Origin of the sequence: Marininema halotolerans (assembly GCF_900116235.1) — a bacterium.
Lineage (GTDB): Bacteria > Bacillota > Bacilli > Thermoactinomycetales > DSM-45169 > Marininema > Marininema halotolerans.
The window spans coordinates 1-12,444 of sequence record NZ_FPAA01000016.1 but is presented as its reverse complement, the minus strand read 5'-3'; the positions used below and the strand labels follow the sequence as shown (position 1 = coordinate 12,444).

At 42.8% G+C, this 12,444-nt stretch carries 21 protein-coding genes; 13 read left to right on the top strand and 8 right to left on the bottom strand.

Going from position 1 to position 12,444, the window contains the following annotated elements:
• Positions 1-52: 52 nt before the first annotated feature.
• A complete protein-coding gene (gene gerPC / locus CHX35_RS15855; protein ID WP_091839334.1) occupies positions 53-448 on the bottom strand; it encodes a spore germination protein GerPC in 396 nt (131 codons plus the stop codon).
• Between the two features lie 165 nt (positions 449-613).
• On the opposite strand from gerPC, the gene CHX35_RS15850 reads away from it, so the two are divergent.
• From CHX35_RS15850 to perR, 12 genes are all read left to right on the top strand, one after another.
• Complete coding sequence (locus CHX35_RS15850; protein WP_091839331.1) at positions 614-1,036, top strand: Hsp20/alpha crystallin family protein; 423 nt, start codon at positions 614-616, stop codon at positions 1,034-1,036.
• 60 nt (positions 1,037-1,096) lie between these two features.
• Positions 1,097-1,300 carry a spore germination protein gene (locus CHX35_RS15845; protein ID WP_091839328.1) on the top strand — a complete coding sequence of 68 codons (204 nt, stop codon included), beginning with the start codon at positions 1,097-1,099 and terminating at the stop codon, positions 1,298-1,300.
• Positions 1,301-1,358: 58 nt separating this feature from the next.
• Positions 1,359-1,571 carry a spore germination protein gene (locus CHX35_RS15840; protein WP_091839325.1) on the top strand — a complete coding sequence of 71 codons (213 nt, stop codon included), beginning with the start codon at positions 1,359-1,361 and terminating at the stop codon, positions 1,569-1,571.
• A gap of 21 nt (positions 1,572-1,592) precedes the next feature.
• Complete coding sequence (locus tag CHX35_RS15835) at positions 1,593-1,847, top strand: hypothetical protein (protein WP_091839322.1); 255 nt, start codon at positions 1,593-1,595, stop codon at positions 1,845-1,847.
• A gap of 34 nt (positions 1,848-1,881) precedes the next feature.
• Positions 1,882-2,160, top strand: coding sequence for a hypothetical protein (locus CHX35_RS15830; protein ID WP_091839319.1), 279 nt, complete (start codon positions 1,882-1,884; stop codon positions 2,158-2,160).
• An 81-nt stretch (positions 2,161-2,241) separates the two neighbouring features.
• On the top strand, positions 2,242-2,946 hold the full coding sequence (locus CHX35_RS15825) for a response regulator transcription factor (protein ID WP_281252100.1): 705 nt from the start codon (positions 2,242-2,244) through the stop codon (positions 2,944-2,946).
• A complete protein-coding gene (locus CHX35_RS15820) occupies positions 2,936-4,294 on the top strand; it encodes a sensor histidine kinase (RefSeq protein WP_091839317.1) in 1,359 nt (452 codons plus the stop codon). The genes CHX35_RS15825 and CHX35_RS15820 overlap by 11 nt, the downstream gene beginning before the upstream one ends.
• 84 nt (positions 4,295-4,378) lie before the next feature.
• Positions 4,379-4,510: a hypothetical protein gene (locus CHX35_RS18060; protein WP_281252099.1), complete on the top strand. Its 132-nt coding sequence runs from the start codon at positions 4,379-4,381 to the stop codon at positions 4,508-4,510.
• A gap of 174 nt (positions 4,511-4,684) precedes the next feature.
• Positions 4,685-5,155 (top strand): thioredoxin-dependent thiol peroxidase, encoded by a 471-nt coding sequence (gene bcp, locus CHX35_RS15815; RefSeq protein ID WP_091839314.1) that lies wholly within the window; start codon positions 4,685-4,687, stop codon positions 5,153-5,155.
• A gap of 77 nt (positions 5,156-5,232) precedes the next feature.
• Positions 5,233-6,012, top strand: a complete 780-nt coding sequence (locus CHX35_RS15810; protein ID WP_091839430.1) for a class I SAM-dependent methyltransferase — start codon at positions 5,233-5,235, stop codon at positions 6,010-6,012.
• 19 nt (positions 6,013-6,031) lie between these two features.
• A complete protein-coding gene (gene nth, locus CHX35_RS15805; RefSeq protein ID WP_091839311.1) occupies positions 6,032-6,685 on the top strand; it encodes an endonuclease III in 654 nt (217 codons plus the stop codon).
• 96 nt (positions 6,686-6,781) lie between these two features.
• A complete protein-coding gene (gene perR / locus CHX35_RS15800) occupies positions 6,782-7,219 on the top strand; it encodes a peroxide-responsive transcriptional repressor PerR (RefSeq protein WP_091839308.1) in 438 nt (145 codons plus the stop codon).
• Between the two features lie 58 nt (positions 7,220-7,277).
• On the opposite strand, the gene CHX35_RS17655 is transcribed toward perR, so the two are convergent.
• The 7 genes from CHX35_RS17655 to CHX35_RS15770 form a co-directional block, all read right to left on the bottom strand.
• Positions 7,278-7,445: a hypothetical protein gene (locus CHX35_RS17655; protein ID WP_176392136.1), complete on the bottom strand. Its 168-nt coding sequence runs from the start codon at positions 7,443-7,445 to the stop codon at positions 7,278-7,280.
• Positions 7,446-7,469: 24 nt separating this feature from the next.
• Positions 7,470-7,988, bottom strand: coding sequence for a hypothetical protein (locus CHX35_RS15795; RefSeq protein ID WP_091839306.1), 519 nt, complete (start codon positions 7,986-7,988; stop codon positions 7,470-7,472).
• 39 nt (positions 7,989-8,027) lie between these two features.
• Positions 8,028-8,663: a hypothetical protein gene (locus CHX35_RS15790; protein ID WP_091839303.1), complete on the bottom strand. Its 636-nt coding sequence runs from the start codon at positions 8,661-8,663 to the stop codon at positions 8,028-8,030.
• A gap of 15 nt (positions 8,664-8,678) precedes the next feature.
• Positions 8,679-9,215, bottom strand: a complete 537-nt coding sequence (locus CHX35_RS15785; RefSeq protein ID WP_091839300.1) for a hypothetical protein — start codon at positions 9,213-9,215, stop codon at positions 8,679-8,681.
• Entirely contained in the window at positions 9,212-9,721 is a 510-nt protein-coding gene (locus tag CHX35_RS15780; protein ID WP_091839297.1) for a hypothetical protein, read from the bottom strand. The genes CHX35_RS15785 and CHX35_RS15780 overlap by 4 nt, the downstream gene beginning before the upstream one ends.
• An 11-nt stretch (positions 9,722-9,732) precedes the next feature.
• Positions 9,733-10,287 carry a hypothetical protein gene (locus CHX35_RS15775; protein ID WP_091839294.1) on the bottom strand — a complete coding sequence of 185 codons (555 nt, stop codon included), beginning with the start codon at positions 10,285-10,287 and terminating at the stop codon, positions 9,733-9,735.
• A gap of 377 nt (positions 10,288-10,664) precedes the next feature.
• Positions 10,665-10,988, bottom strand: coding sequence for a DUF2614 family zinc ribbon-containing protein (locus CHX35_RS15770; RefSeq protein WP_091839292.1), 324 nt, complete (start codon positions 10,986-10,988; stop codon positions 10,665-10,667).
• A gap of 243 nt (positions 10,989-11,231) precedes the next feature.
• Here CHX35_RS15770 and CHX35_RS15765 point away from each other — a divergent pair, with 243 nt between their 5' ends.
• Complete coding sequence (locus CHX35_RS15765) at positions 11,232-12,098, top strand: nucleotidyltransferase-like protein (protein ID WP_091839289.1); 867 nt, start codon at positions 11,232-11,234, stop codon at positions 12,096-12,098.
• The last annotated feature ends 346 nt before the right edge of the window (positions 12,099-12,444 follow it).

Here is a 12,444-nt window from a genome sequence, read left to right as displayed (position 1 = left end):
TCGCTTCGATTCGGTAAGAAGGTTTTTTAATAAAAAAGAAGGAGAGGGATGATCAGTTCGAATCATCACTTTTCTTCTTATTTTTCGTTGTATCTTCATTGGATGGATCATCAAAAGGACTTTCTTCTGTAATAGGAATGGATTTGTCTTCCGTCCATGGAGGTTTTACACCTGTATTATTCCACCCTAGATCCACATTGGAATCCGTTTGCTCTCGAAGCCGCTCTACCATTTTCAACATGCTTTCGTCGTCACCAGTAAGGGTAAGGCCGATGTTTAACGCTCCACTCAGGGTTTGTACATGAAGTTCTTGTACTTTATAATCCATACGCTCAATATTCAAGGGTTCAATTGCATCTAATTTTTTTTGGATGGCTTCATTTTCTTCGCGAAGTGCATTGATCTCCTGTTGTAGTTGATTGATTCGATCCCATAGGTACGCATACAACGGTCCTTCACCTCCGACTAACCACTCCCTTTATAGTATATGGGGCAGCACAACAAATAGATGCCATTATGATCATTGATGAGAGAAATGATACAGGACAGTGACCCATGGGCGAATGACGGAATAAACTACAGATGATCGGGTCTTTATAAAGGGGTGAAAAAGGTGAACAGACCACCCAATTTTGAAAAATGGAGTCAGATGGCTCGCGAATTTTTAGGGGAGGAATTTTGGTCTGAGGTATCTGGAGTGGGAAGCAAGAATCATCCAAAGGCCGATGTGATCCATTCCATGAATGAAGTCATTGTCGTAATTGATCTACCAGGAATAGCCAATATTGATGCAGTGGATATTCGTGTAGAAGGAGAGACACTTTTTATTAAAGGAACCATCCCTACTTTGTATAAACAACAAGAACATATCGTAACCGAGCGTCATGTGGGATCCTTTGAGCGAACGATTCCTTTGGGGGTACCGGTAATCCGTCAACGGAGTCGAGCAAGTTATCGCAAAGGGGTGCTAGAAATTCGTCTGCCAATGGTTGCAGCAGGATCGAGTACAAGAAGAATCCGAATCTCCGATAACTAATATGGGCACATATCCCTAGGCAAACACATAGGATGATGTGCAGGTGGGGAGGTGGAAGTGATGGGGACGTTAAATAACATATTTAATTTAAAGATTCAAAGTGTATCTGGACCAGGATCCATGAACTTTGGAAGTTCCTTCAATGTGGGTGCAGAATCGAATGAAAAGGGTGTTGGTGGGTCTTCCTTAATTGGTGATTTTGGTAATAACTTAACATTGGAAGCGAACAACAACTTGGATAGCGATGTAATCGATCAAGTTTAATTTCGTGAACAGTGGATGAACGCTTACATTAAATCGGGCCTGGCAGGAGGGGATGAAGATGGCAACAGTTAATAACATCAACATCCTAAAGATAGCCAGTGTCTCAGGTGCAGCGTCTGTCAATATGGGAAACACGATTAACCTTGGTACCGAAAGTAATACAAAATCAGTAGGTGGCTCATCCGTTATTGGGGACTATGGACGAAATAGCGATTCAGGCGGAGCGATTTATAATGATCAAGACTTGATCGATCAATCCAATGTGGTTTAACCCCATGATGGGAGGGATCTGATGTTCCAAATATGCATACGAGGCATTAAAATACAATCCATTACCGATGTAGGATCCCTCAATATTGGTACGACTCTTAATTTCCTTGTTAAACGACCTGAACCTTCAGAAGGGGGAGGTGGACAACAACCAGGTGTGCCACCGAAGCCTCCACAAAGCGGTAACCCACTCCCTGGAGAAGGAAATTCACCTCCTACCAATCATCCAAAACCCCCGAAAGGACGGCTACCTGAGCAGGATCAATCTGAAGTTTGATGTGTGCTGACAGTAGGATAAGGGAGGGCTTTGCATGTTTTATGATCCATATCAACAAATTTGGATGACCTATGAGTATGATCCCTATGTAGCAGTCCGGCCATTTGTGGCGCCGGTCATTCCTTCCGTTCCCTCTCCTGTCATTCCTTCGCCCGTCATTCACCCACCATTAATTCCTAATTTTCCGATTCCTCAGTTCCCTCAACGGACGACGCCCCCTGAACCTGAACAAGGAACTCCTTCGCCAGGGTGGAATGGGATGGGTCCGTATAACCCAAACTATCCCCCCTTGAATCCGTGGTATATGGGATGAAAAATTGGTGGATGGGTATTTTTCTCATCGAGGTCTCATCTCAACCCAACCGGTAAAAAGGTATAATAAGGGTGAATACCGATGACGGGCGGGATTACGATGGAGAAAAAAGTACTCATCATCGAAGATGAGGGGAATTTAGCGCGATTTTTAGAGTTGGAATTTATTCATGAGGGATGGACAGTGACAACCGCTCAGGAAGGCAGAGTAGGACTTCAGCGAGCATTGGAGGAGAAGTGGGACATCATTGTACTGGATGTGATGTTGCCTGATTTAAGCGGTGTGGAAGTGTGCCGCCGGATCCGCAGTGAAAGTGGTGTCCCCATCATTATGTTAACGGCTCGAGATGCCATTCCAGATCGGGTCAGTGGTTTGGACGCGGGAGCTGATGATTATATGACAAAACCCTTTGCGATTGAGGAGCTTTTTGCCCGTGTGAGAGCCCTATTACGAAGAAAGCGTCCCAATGAAGGAAAAATTTTGGTCAATGGTCCATGCCGGTTGCTGTTAGAACAGCGACGGGCCCTTTGTTATGAAAATGATGTGCGCTTAACTGCAAGGGAATTTGACCTTTTTGTTTTTCTTATGAAAAATCGAGACCGTGTGATGAGCCGAGAACAAATTTTAGATCAAGTTTGGGGATTTGACTACACTGGAGATACGAATCTAGTGGATGTGTATATCCGGTATTTGCGTAATAAATTGTCCCAGGCAGGTGTGACGGATTTGATTGAGACGGTCCGTGGAGTAGGTTATGTGATTCGAGGGCTAGACGATGCCGATTAAGTGGAGACTCACTCTACTGTCGGCGATTTCGTTATTAATCATTCTGGGACTTTTCCACGTCTTTGTGTATCAGCTTTTTGCGAACATGATTATTGAAACCGAGCAACGTGTTTTACAACAAAAAATTGCGACTTTGGCGGGAATGTATAAACAGGAGCGAGTAGACAGAAAGCGGTTAAAAGATCAGTTTCCGGAGTGGGTGAGTCCATTTGTTGATGATGGACAAGCCATTCGTGTAACGATTGATGGCAATGTGGAGTGGCAAGTGAATCAGGGGATCTCTTCACATTATTTTCTGCAAGAAAAAGATCAACGACGTCAAATTACTGAAGTGTATAGTAATCATGAAAAACAAGTATCGGTCTTGGCTCGCCCACTAAAAGGAATCAGTAATGGGCGGGTAGAACTTTATACAGATTTTACGTCCTTAAACCGATACCTGGATACCATGCTTTTAGCTCTTACCATTGGCTCCTCCATCTTACTGGTGATTGTGGCCGTAGGTGGACATGTAATGGCTCGAGTTGCCTTCCATCCTATAAAGAAAATTACGAGAACGGTGAGGGAACTGGATCCTGCACGATTGGATAGTCGACTGGAAGTTCCTTCTACAGGGGACGAAATTGAAGAACTTACTCGTACCTTTAATCGTCTATTGGATCGGATTTATCGGTTGATTGAACAACAGCGGCGTTTTACAGCAGATGCCTCCCATGAATTAAAAACCCCGGTGGCTGTTATCCGTGGATATGTCAATCTTCTCAATCGATGGGGAAAAGAAAACCCTGAAGTATTAAAGGAAGCATTGGATGCAATCAATCAGGAAACGGATCGGATGGAGGCAATGACAGGGAAATTGCTTAGCCTCGCTCGCCGTGAAAGTGATCACCTACCCAGTACGGATGCGATTGACCTAGTGGAAGTGTTACAACAACGAGTCAGTCGATGGATTCCAGTCTTTTCACCTCGGAACGTGACATTGAGCGGAAAGTTAGAGCCCGTTTACTTTCCTATTCTTCGTTTAGATTGGGAAGAGATCATCGATATCCTGTTGGACAATGCCCATAAATATTCGGAAGAAGGATCGGTTGACGTCATATGGAATGTGGCGGGTGATGTGGCAAGTTTAACGGTCCGAGATCACGGTGTGGGCATTGCAAAGCGTGATCTTTCCAGGGTATTGGATCGATTTTATCGATCGAGACAAGTTCGGGGAAAGCAACCGGTTGGAAGTGGCTTGGGGTTATCGATTGCCCAACGGATTCTCCAAGTACATGGGGGAGAAATTAAGATTGATAGTCGACTGGGTGAGGGGACTCAGGTGCAAATTCTGATACCGTTATCCTAAGTCATTTCTCATGATACTCTCATTTGCTGTTCAGTGGGATCTCATCTTCATTCGGTAAGATAGAAGCAGAAGGGGATGAGAATCATGAAAACCATTGTTGAAATCTTCAGTGTGCTACTTGTAGTGCCAGTGTGGGGATTAAAGACGTATCTAGGTTTTCAGGGATTAGCCCAGGTAGCTAAGGATTCACTTCAGAATCCCATTCGCGATTATTAACCTTTATGCCCGGTATAGGTGTGCACCATATTATGGGAAGCTAGGCAAATTGCCTAGCTTTTTTATGATGAACGATCCCTTCGTCACCTTCGTTAAAACTTGCCCTGAGGGAATCATTTTTTCCCAGACTACAACTCATGATAAGATAGGGAATAGCTCATGGAGGTGGTCAGTATGCTGACAATTGGACAAGAAGCGCCTTTGTTTACCTTATCAGCATCCAATGGCGAACAGGTTTCGTTAGCGGATTATCGTGGGAAAAATGTAGTGCTTTATTTTTACCCCAAAGATCTTACCCCTGGATGTACTACGGAATCTTGTGATTTTCGGGATCATACCCGTGATTTTGCTGATCTTAATACAGTGATCCTAGGGGTTAGTTTAGATGATGTAACATCCCATAAAAAATTTATCGAAAAACATCAGCTCCCATTTTTGCTACTTGCGGATACCGATGCAGAAGTATCGACGAAATACGGTGTGTATCAAGAGAAAAATACATTTGGTCATAAAAAAATGGGGATTGTTCGTTCCACCTTTGTCATTGACAAAGAAGGAAAGCTTGTTGCCGAGTGGCGGAAGGTAAAAGTGGCTAACCATGTAGAAGAAGCATTGGAATGGGTAAGGGAACATCTTGGTTCCTAATAAGATATCGAGAAGTTGGGGGGAGAAGAGGCCATTCCCAACTTCTCTTTAATAAAAGGAGGGGGGGTATAAAATTGATGGTTCATTCGATGTATCAGTTTCCGGAATACTATGATTGGACTTCCGATGGATTACATGGCGATGAAAATTATTACAGAAGCCTTGCACAGGCATGTCAGGGACCTGTCTTAGAATTAGGAAGTGGTACAGGGCGAATTACTCTATCCATTGCGCAATTAGGGATTAAGATAACCGGAGTGGATAGTGAGCCACTCATGGTGCAAGCCGCGCGTAAAAAAGGGGAAAACGTTGGATTATCCGATCAGTGTCAATGGATCGAAGAGAATATGACAACGTTTGAGTTAGGAGAGAAATTCCCTTTAATTATCATTCCTTATCGGTCGTTCTTACATCTGACTACTGAGAGAGATCAACGGGCAGCCCTCGACCGTATCCATCAGCATCTCACCGATGAGGGTCTACTTGCATTCAATATCTTTGTCCCCCATCCGGAACAGTTAGTCGAAGAAGATGAACGATTTGTTTCACGGGGATCCTATCCGATACCTGGCTCAAAAGATATCGTTGAAGTTACGGATTTTACACGCTTTAGTCACTTTTTTCAGCGGGGAGATATTTGGCGATACTATGAGCGGCTGGATGAAACCGGTCGATCACTTGAGAGAATACGCACCAATTTTTCTCTTCGCTATATTTATCCTGTGGAATTGGGTTATCTATTACATACAGCAGGGTTTGAAATCACAGCTCGTTGGGGCGGATTTCAGCATGAACCCTTTGGTCCTAGGAGTCAAGAATTAGTAGTTGAAGCGCGTAAGCTAAGAGATAAGGGATGAGGAAGGAAAGAGAAGGATCATGAAGCCAAAACCAAAACGTGTTGCTACAAAAAAAATTTTAGCTTTACTTTCACAAATGTATCCAGATGCCCATTGTGAACTTGATTTTCGCAATCCCTTTGAATTATTGATTGCGACCATCTTATCTGCCCAGTCAACGGATAAACAGGTGAATATCGTGACGAAGGGATTGTTTGCCAAGTACCCCCATCCACAGAATTATATTGACCTGACAGAGGAAGAATTAGCAGAAGAAATACGTGGGCTGGGGTTGTATCGAAATAAGAGTCGTAACATTCTACAGACATGCAAGATCTTGACGAGTCAATATGGGGGAGAAGTTCCGACGAATCGAGCTGCCTTGGAATCTCTTCCAGGTGTTGGTAGGAAAACAGCCAATGTTGTGTTATCCAATGCCTTCGATGTTCCAGCACTCGCCGTTGATACGCATGTATTAAGGGTATCGAATCGTTTGGCTCTCGCGGACAGTGATAATCCATTGGAAGTCGAAAAACAGCTGAATCATAAGGTTCCTCGGAAAGATTGGACCGACACTCATCACCAACTAATTTGGCATGGGCGCAGAATCTGCAGTGCGCGAAAACCCAAATGTGAAAGATGTGATTTGCTTCCTCTATGTTGGTACGGTAAGAACCAAGTGGGGAGCCATTGACAACAAGCGGACATGGAAAGTAGACTGTTTATAGACATTATTAAAAGAGAATTGCTTTTAAACTTTGGGTTTGGTGGAACAGTGAGGTGAGTAGTGATGGAAAACAAACGCTTGAATCAGGCAGTTGAAAAGCTGAAATCAACAGGCGTACGTATGACTCCACAACGGTATGCGATCCTGGAATATTTACTGTCTTCGTTAGGCCATCCTACTGCCGATGAGATCTACCGCGCACTTGAGGGTAAGTTTCCAAATATGAGTGTGGCGACGGTTTATAATAACCTGCGTGTATTTAGAGAAGCTGGCTTAGTTCGTGAACTGACCTATGGGGATGCTTCTAGCCGCTTCGATGCCAATATGCATGATCATTATCATATCATTTGTCGGGAATGCAGTAGAATTGTCGATTTTGAGTACCCTTCCTTAATGGATGTTGAAAAGGAAGCGGCTCAGAAGACGGGATTTATGGTAGAGAATCATCGGATGGAAGTATATGGACTATGCAAAAGTTGTCATGAAGCGATGGTACGTTGATAACGAAAACCCCCTCGGGTTGGTATACGACCCGAGGGGGTTTTTATGTGCAGTCAAACTAAAATAAGGTAGAGATCCATACAGAAAAAAGATAAAAGAATACAACGCCTGTTAACCAAGAGAGCCATTTTTGAATCGAGCGATCGTTGAGGATGTTCATAATGATCATGATGGTAAAAATGACGATGGCGAATAAGGTGCACAGATAAAGTAAACTAAAAAACATGATTGGACCTCCATTGGGGCGGCATTAAGGAAGTAATCCTAACCAATCCAATTTCCCATTGACGTTATCAAGAAGTGATACGGATTCAGCAGTTAGTTGATTAAGCTCATCAAGCGCCACATATTCATTGCGGGTTTGACTCATCATTTCCTTTGATGGCCCAATTAATTCATTATTCTTGGCGGAAACCCCGTCCAATTGATCAATCACTTGGCGTGTATGGGCATTCAAACTGGTTAAACCAACGACGATGTCGTTTTCACTCGTGACGACACCAGCAATCGAATGATTGGTATTTTGCAATAGACCATGGGTGTGGGTCAGCTTTTTATTCACCTCACGAATACGGATCGCTGTTTCTCGGAGGGGTTGTAATCGCTGATTGGTTACAACCGTTAACTTCTTGGCAGTCTTTATATTGTTATGGACGCCTGTCATGGTTTGATTGGTTTTTTTCTGTGTAGCAATCTGTTGGGCAGTTCCCCAGAAAATCACACTGATAAGCGTGACGTTGATTAAAATAATAAATCCGCGTATCCACATGAAGTGCCACCTTCCTTTCGTCCAATCATTAGGAATGGTTTAATGATGAAATGGGTGTTTAAGTTTGTCCTTCAAATGTTCCCAAGCATCCTTTATTTTTTTGATAAAGTGAAAATTATCCACTGAGCGATCCAGTTCAGAGATTAATCCACTAAGCTTTTCATTCAGTTGAGCAGTAGAGACTCCCAATTTCCCTGTATAACTGGCAACCGTTTGTAACTGTGTGGCGGTTACCTTCATTTGTTTTGTGACAGCATCTCCTTTAACAGCTGCTGATTTTGTTAACGTGATCGTTTCATCTTCTTTGTTTAATATCTTGGACATTCCTTTACGGGCGGCTACATTTCCTGATAGTTGATCATTCAATTCTGATTGAATATCGGAATTGGTTTTGAGCTGTTTCTTTAAAAGAGAATTTTGTTGGTCCAGACCGCTCATGGCGGATTCAGCTTCAGCGACTTGCTTTTCGAGGGCTTGGGTATCGGTCGCCATTTTACTTGTGCGATCAACAAGATCATTAGTAAGACCGAAGATATTGTTGTTGGCAAGGATCGGTAGTACTACTCGATCACTCCAACTTGCGAGTAATGGAGACATCAGGATCAGAATCAGGCCCACCAGGATTATAAAAATTTTTTTTCGGTGCTGCAAAAGCGTATTGGGTATGGAGTTCACGATGGTTACCTCCTCTTAATTCCGGCTTGGCTTTTTAGGGATCCAATGTAGTTTATCTTTCATGGATTGTAAGTGATTATTGACCTTCCCTTGAATGCCCTGGAGGGTATTTAGATGGTGAACAATGGCTACGTTAGATTGTGTCATTGAATCCAGTGTCTTTGCACTTGTCGCTATGCTCGTCTCGATATCTTGCAAATTATCGGCGGTTTCGCCGGTGTGGTGACTGATGGTTTTTACCCTTTTAGCAATCTTTCCGACAATGTTGTTGAGGGAAATAAGTTTTTCTTTTAGCCCCTCCGTATTTTCCTCTACTTTTACCACCCGTTGTTTTAGTTCTGAGGTTTTGACATTCATTTGTTTGAGAGAGCTCAATTGATTATTCATTTTCTCTGATTTTTTTGCTGATTGTTTTAGCTCGGTTTTTAGTGCTTGGGATTGTCGAGCAATATCTTGCTGCAACCATAATTGCAGTAGGGTATTTCCTGCTACAGCAGCAAGGAGAAGGGTGATTAGGATCATGGGGACAGAAACGCCTGCTACTTTTTTCAATGGGACACCCCCGGCGTTTTACGATCCAACTGGTCCGCTGATCGCAACATGGTATTTAGATGATCGATGTCTTTACGGGATGTTGAATTAAGTGTAGCGAGCATGGTATTGATTTGAACCATGTAGGGCGAAAGCTCCTTAAGGGAGGTATGAACTTGTTTAATATTTTTATTGGTTTCCACTGATCGGGAAACCATTTGATCATTCAGCTCTAATGTGTCCTGGTTTACTGCTTCGACTTTGGAAAGTTCGGTCAGGGTCTGGTTTGTTTTCGTTATCGTTTTGTCAAGTTGTCCATTAACTTGGTCAAGGGTGGCTAACATTTGATTCAGTTCTTTATTTTTGTTGATGACAGCGGTTTGCACGTGATTTAATCGTTGAATAGAAAGGAGATTGTCCTTTAATCCTGTGTGTAATTTCTTCATGTTTTGCGTCATGGTGATGCCATTGAGTAGAAAGCCACTCAAGAGCAAGATGCCAAATATGGATAAGGTTTTACGTAGCATGGTTTCCCACCTTACGGTAATGAGTTTACAGCTGCTTTACTTTTTTCTGCTGCCTGGCCCAATTTTTTCTCAAGTACCTGATTTTCTTTCAGGACGTGATTCATTTTCTTTTTTGTATCTTGGGTGATCCCAGAAAGATGATGGGCCTCTGTTGTTTGATCTTTTGTACTGGAATTAATGGTTGCCATTTTGTCTACGAGTGCTCGGTTAACCTGATTTAATTGTCCACCGAGGAGCACTTGTTTACTAGTTGCTTGTTTGATCCCCGTGAGTGTTTGATTTTGGGTAACTAATCCTGTGGAAACAGACTGTAGCTTTTCATGAATGGGTTCGGTAAGAGCCGATCGTCGATCAATTTGTTGAATATTCTGCAAGATCCCTCGGTTGCTTACCCCCAGACGCGCATTATTTTCGCCAATTTTTTGTAAATTTCCATTTAAATTGACTTCTTTTTGCATGTGGATTAGCCAATCGGTAAGTCCGGCGTGTGTGAATGCAAACCATGTACATGTTCCAAGTAGAAGAAAACTGATCGTCGTGATTGTGAATCGATTGATTGGGAACATATCATCCCTCCATTAAAAAGAAAGTGATCAAAGTGAAGTGCTAGCCTCTACGCAGTTTTCAACCCGAATCAGTCAGAGTGAATGTTGAAAGCGCTATCAATCATCTGTAAAAATAAATAAGTGCTAGATTTCCTATGTATCCCAATTTTTAATCGTTGCTTGTAAAAGAGATGATATTGGGTGGAAACATCGGTAATCCTATCTATGTGGCTAGTTGTTTCAGGTGCTTTCCTTATCATAACAAAAAAACATGCTAATTTAAAAGGATTTTATGGTTATTACAATGCTCATTATTGGAAAATCGATGTAATAAGTTGGTAAAAAAGACTCATCCAATTGGATGAGTCTTTCGAAGAAAGTAAACGTGATGTTGAAAATTAGCGCTTATTTGGATCGCTTTCCTTCGGTGCATGAGAAGGGTCAAAACTCAAGGTAGCTTTACAATACATACATTCATCCATCTTGCCGAGTACCTTGGTTGTGCGACCGCATTGCGGACAAGTTACTTGTGCGGCCTGGGTGGAAAGAAGCCCTACCCAAAAATAAATGGCGACACTTGCAAAGATCCCTAACATCCCAAGGATAAAGAAGACAATGAGAGCATCTCGAAATAGTAACCCAAGGTACATCATGCCGATTCCAATAAAGATCAACAACAAAGCGACCGTGCGAAACTTGTTAATTTTGCTGGAAAAGAGCATCCTATATTCTCCCTTGCCGGGAAACCGCTTTGTACGGATCCGGTACTTTATTGGTCTATAGTATATCGTCAATAACCTCCCATTGAAATGGTAAGCTTGTCTTTATCCAATGAGGAAGTATGATGAAAATTGAAGCTTTTACGGGAATACTAGAGGATAGTTCCACTGAGCAGGATTCTTTTTTCGTTCGTCGAAACCTTTGGGTAAAGCGCTGTATGTAGGCGTATAACGGAGGACAGTGGGATGAGAGAGATTGTATATCCAGTTATCAAACAGCGGATGCTTGAAAAAGTGGGGACAAGAGGGGCTTTGGTGGTGCCGACGGCTATGGTGCCTCTAGTGGATGTGAAAACAGCAGATCTGCTACTGATTGTCCTATGTGAAGAGAAGAGTGCTCATGGTTGGCTCTCTACCTTTGCAGTGGACTCCTGGAGGGTAAAGGAGCTGTGCATTGAGGTGAACCGGTTAGAGAAGGAACTTCTTCTCGGAGAACGGGAGGATCTAATTCAGTGCATTCTATATGGAGATATTTTGGATGATCCGACTTACGAACTTCAAGCCATTCGCAGAATGTTGCGCGACTTTCCATCGGTTTGGAGGGAGAAGAAGATGTGCATTGAGTATGCCCGTGTTTTAGAGGATTACTTAGAAACAAAAGACCATCTAAAGAGTGGTTACCTGATGGATGCCTTTGCTGCAATGCAGGAGGGGTTACAACATTGGGGGCGTTTGACGATCATTGAAGCTAATTGCTATCCAGAGTTTCGATTATGGAGCCAAGTCAAGTTGCATAATCCAGCATTATATAAGCTTCATCATGAATTGATCTATGGTACTGATTCAATCGAACAACGGGTTCGGTTGGTGCTGTTAGCGGCAGAGTACTCCATTATCTCACAATTAACAAACTACGCTTCATTTCTATTGGATCTGATCAAGAAAGAAGAGGATACTTGGAGCGTGGAAATGCTGATGAGCCGCTTATCAATGGAGAAAGTGGCCATGGACCCTACTTTATTAATAGAAGAACTGGTCAAACGATCCGTCATTGAAGAGGTTACTACCTGGGATCAAAATCGAACACATCATCGTTATCGATACATTCACTAAAATTTTTTCGTAAAAAAGGGTTGACCATTACAGATTTACATGATAGATTATTACTTGTCGCTACGACAGTGAACAACAAAAAGTTACAAACGTTCAAGCGATGAGGTCGAAGGGCTTCGAAAAAAGAATGAAAAAAGTTGTTGACAAGATCGAGTGGAAATGATAAGATGGATCTTGTCGCCGCAAGAGAGCGGCGCCGGCTAAGACAGCGGAAACAGCGCGTTCCTTGAAAACTGAAGAGCGAATGAAACGACCTGTTCAATTCTTGAAATAATGAGTCACAAACTTCTTTTAACGGAGAGTTTGATCCTGGCTCAGGACGAACGCTGGCGGCGTGCCTAATACA

What these genes read in the sequence shown, in the direction of transcription:
- CHX35_RS15845 (WP_091839328.1), top strand. Translation starts at nt 1,097, where the DNA reads ATGGGGACGTTAAATAACATATTTAATTTAAAGATTCAAAGTGTATCT.
- CHX35_RS15840 (WP_091839325.1), top strand. Translation starts at nt 1,359, where the DNA reads ATGGCAACAGTTAATAACATCAACATCCTAAAGATAGCCAGTGTCTCA.
- CHX35_RS15835 (WP_091839322.1), top strand. Translation starts at nt 1,593, where the DNA reads ATGTTCCAAATATGCATACGAGGCATTAAAATACAATCCATTACCGAT.
- CHX35_RS15830 (WP_091839319.1), top strand. Translation starts at nt 1,882, where the DNA reads ATGTTTTATGATCCATATCAACAAATTTGGATGACCTATGAGTATGAT.
- CHX35_RS15825 (WP_281252100.1), top strand. Translation starts at nt 2,242, where the DNA reads ATGACGGGCGGGATTACGATGGAGAAAAAAGTACTCATCATCGAAGAT.
- CHX35_RS15820 (WP_091839317.1), top strand. Translation starts at nt 2,936, where the DNA reads ATGCCGATTAAGTGGAGACTCACTCTACTGTCGGCGATTTCGTTATTA.
- CHX35_RS18060 (WP_281252099.1), top strand. Translation starts at nt 4,379, where the DNA reads ATGAAAACCATTGTTGAAATCTTCAGTGTGCTACTTGTAGTGCCAGTG.
- bcp (WP_091839314.1), top strand. Translation starts at nt 4,685, where the DNA reads ATGCTGACAATTGGACAAGAAGCGCCTTTGTTTACCTTATCAGCATCC.
- CHX35_RS15810 (WP_091839430.1), top strand. Translation starts at nt 5,233, where the DNA reads ATGGTTCATTCGATGTATCAGTTTCCGGAATACTATGATTGGACTTCC.
- nth (WP_091839311.1), top strand. Translation starts at nt 6,032, where the DNA reads ATGAAGCCAAAACCAAAACGTGTTGCTACAAAAAAAATTTTAGCTTTA.
- perR (WP_091839308.1), top strand. Translation starts at nt 6,782, where the DNA reads ATGGAAAACAAACGCTTGAATCAGGCAGTTGAAAAGCTGAAATCAACA.
- CHX35_RS17655 (WP_176392136.1), bottom strand. Translation starts at nt 7,445, where the DNA reads ATGTTTTTTAGTTTACTTTATCTGTGCACCTTATTCGCCATCGTCATT.
- CHX35_RS15795 (WP_091839306.1), bottom strand. Translation starts at nt 7,988, where the DNA reads ATGTGGATACGCGGATTTATTATTTTAATCAACGTCACGCTTATCAGT.
- CHX35_RS15780 (WP_091839297.1), bottom strand. Translation starts at nt 9,721, where the DNA reads ATGCTACGTAAAACCTTATCCATATTTGGCATCTTGCTCTTGAGTGGC.
- CHX35_RS15775 (WP_091839294.1), bottom strand. Translation starts at nt 10,287, where the DNA reads ATGTTCCCAATCAATCGATTCACAATCACGACGATCAGTTTTCTTCTA.
- CHX35_RS15770 (WP_091839292.1), bottom strand. Translation starts at nt 10,988, where the DNA reads ATGCTCTTTTCCAGCAAAATTAACAAGTTTCGCACGGTCGCTTTGTTG.
- CHX35_RS15765 (WP_091839289.1), top strand. Translation starts at nt 11,232, where the DNA reads ATGAGAGAGATTGTATATCCAGTTATCAAACAGCGGATGCTTGAAAAA.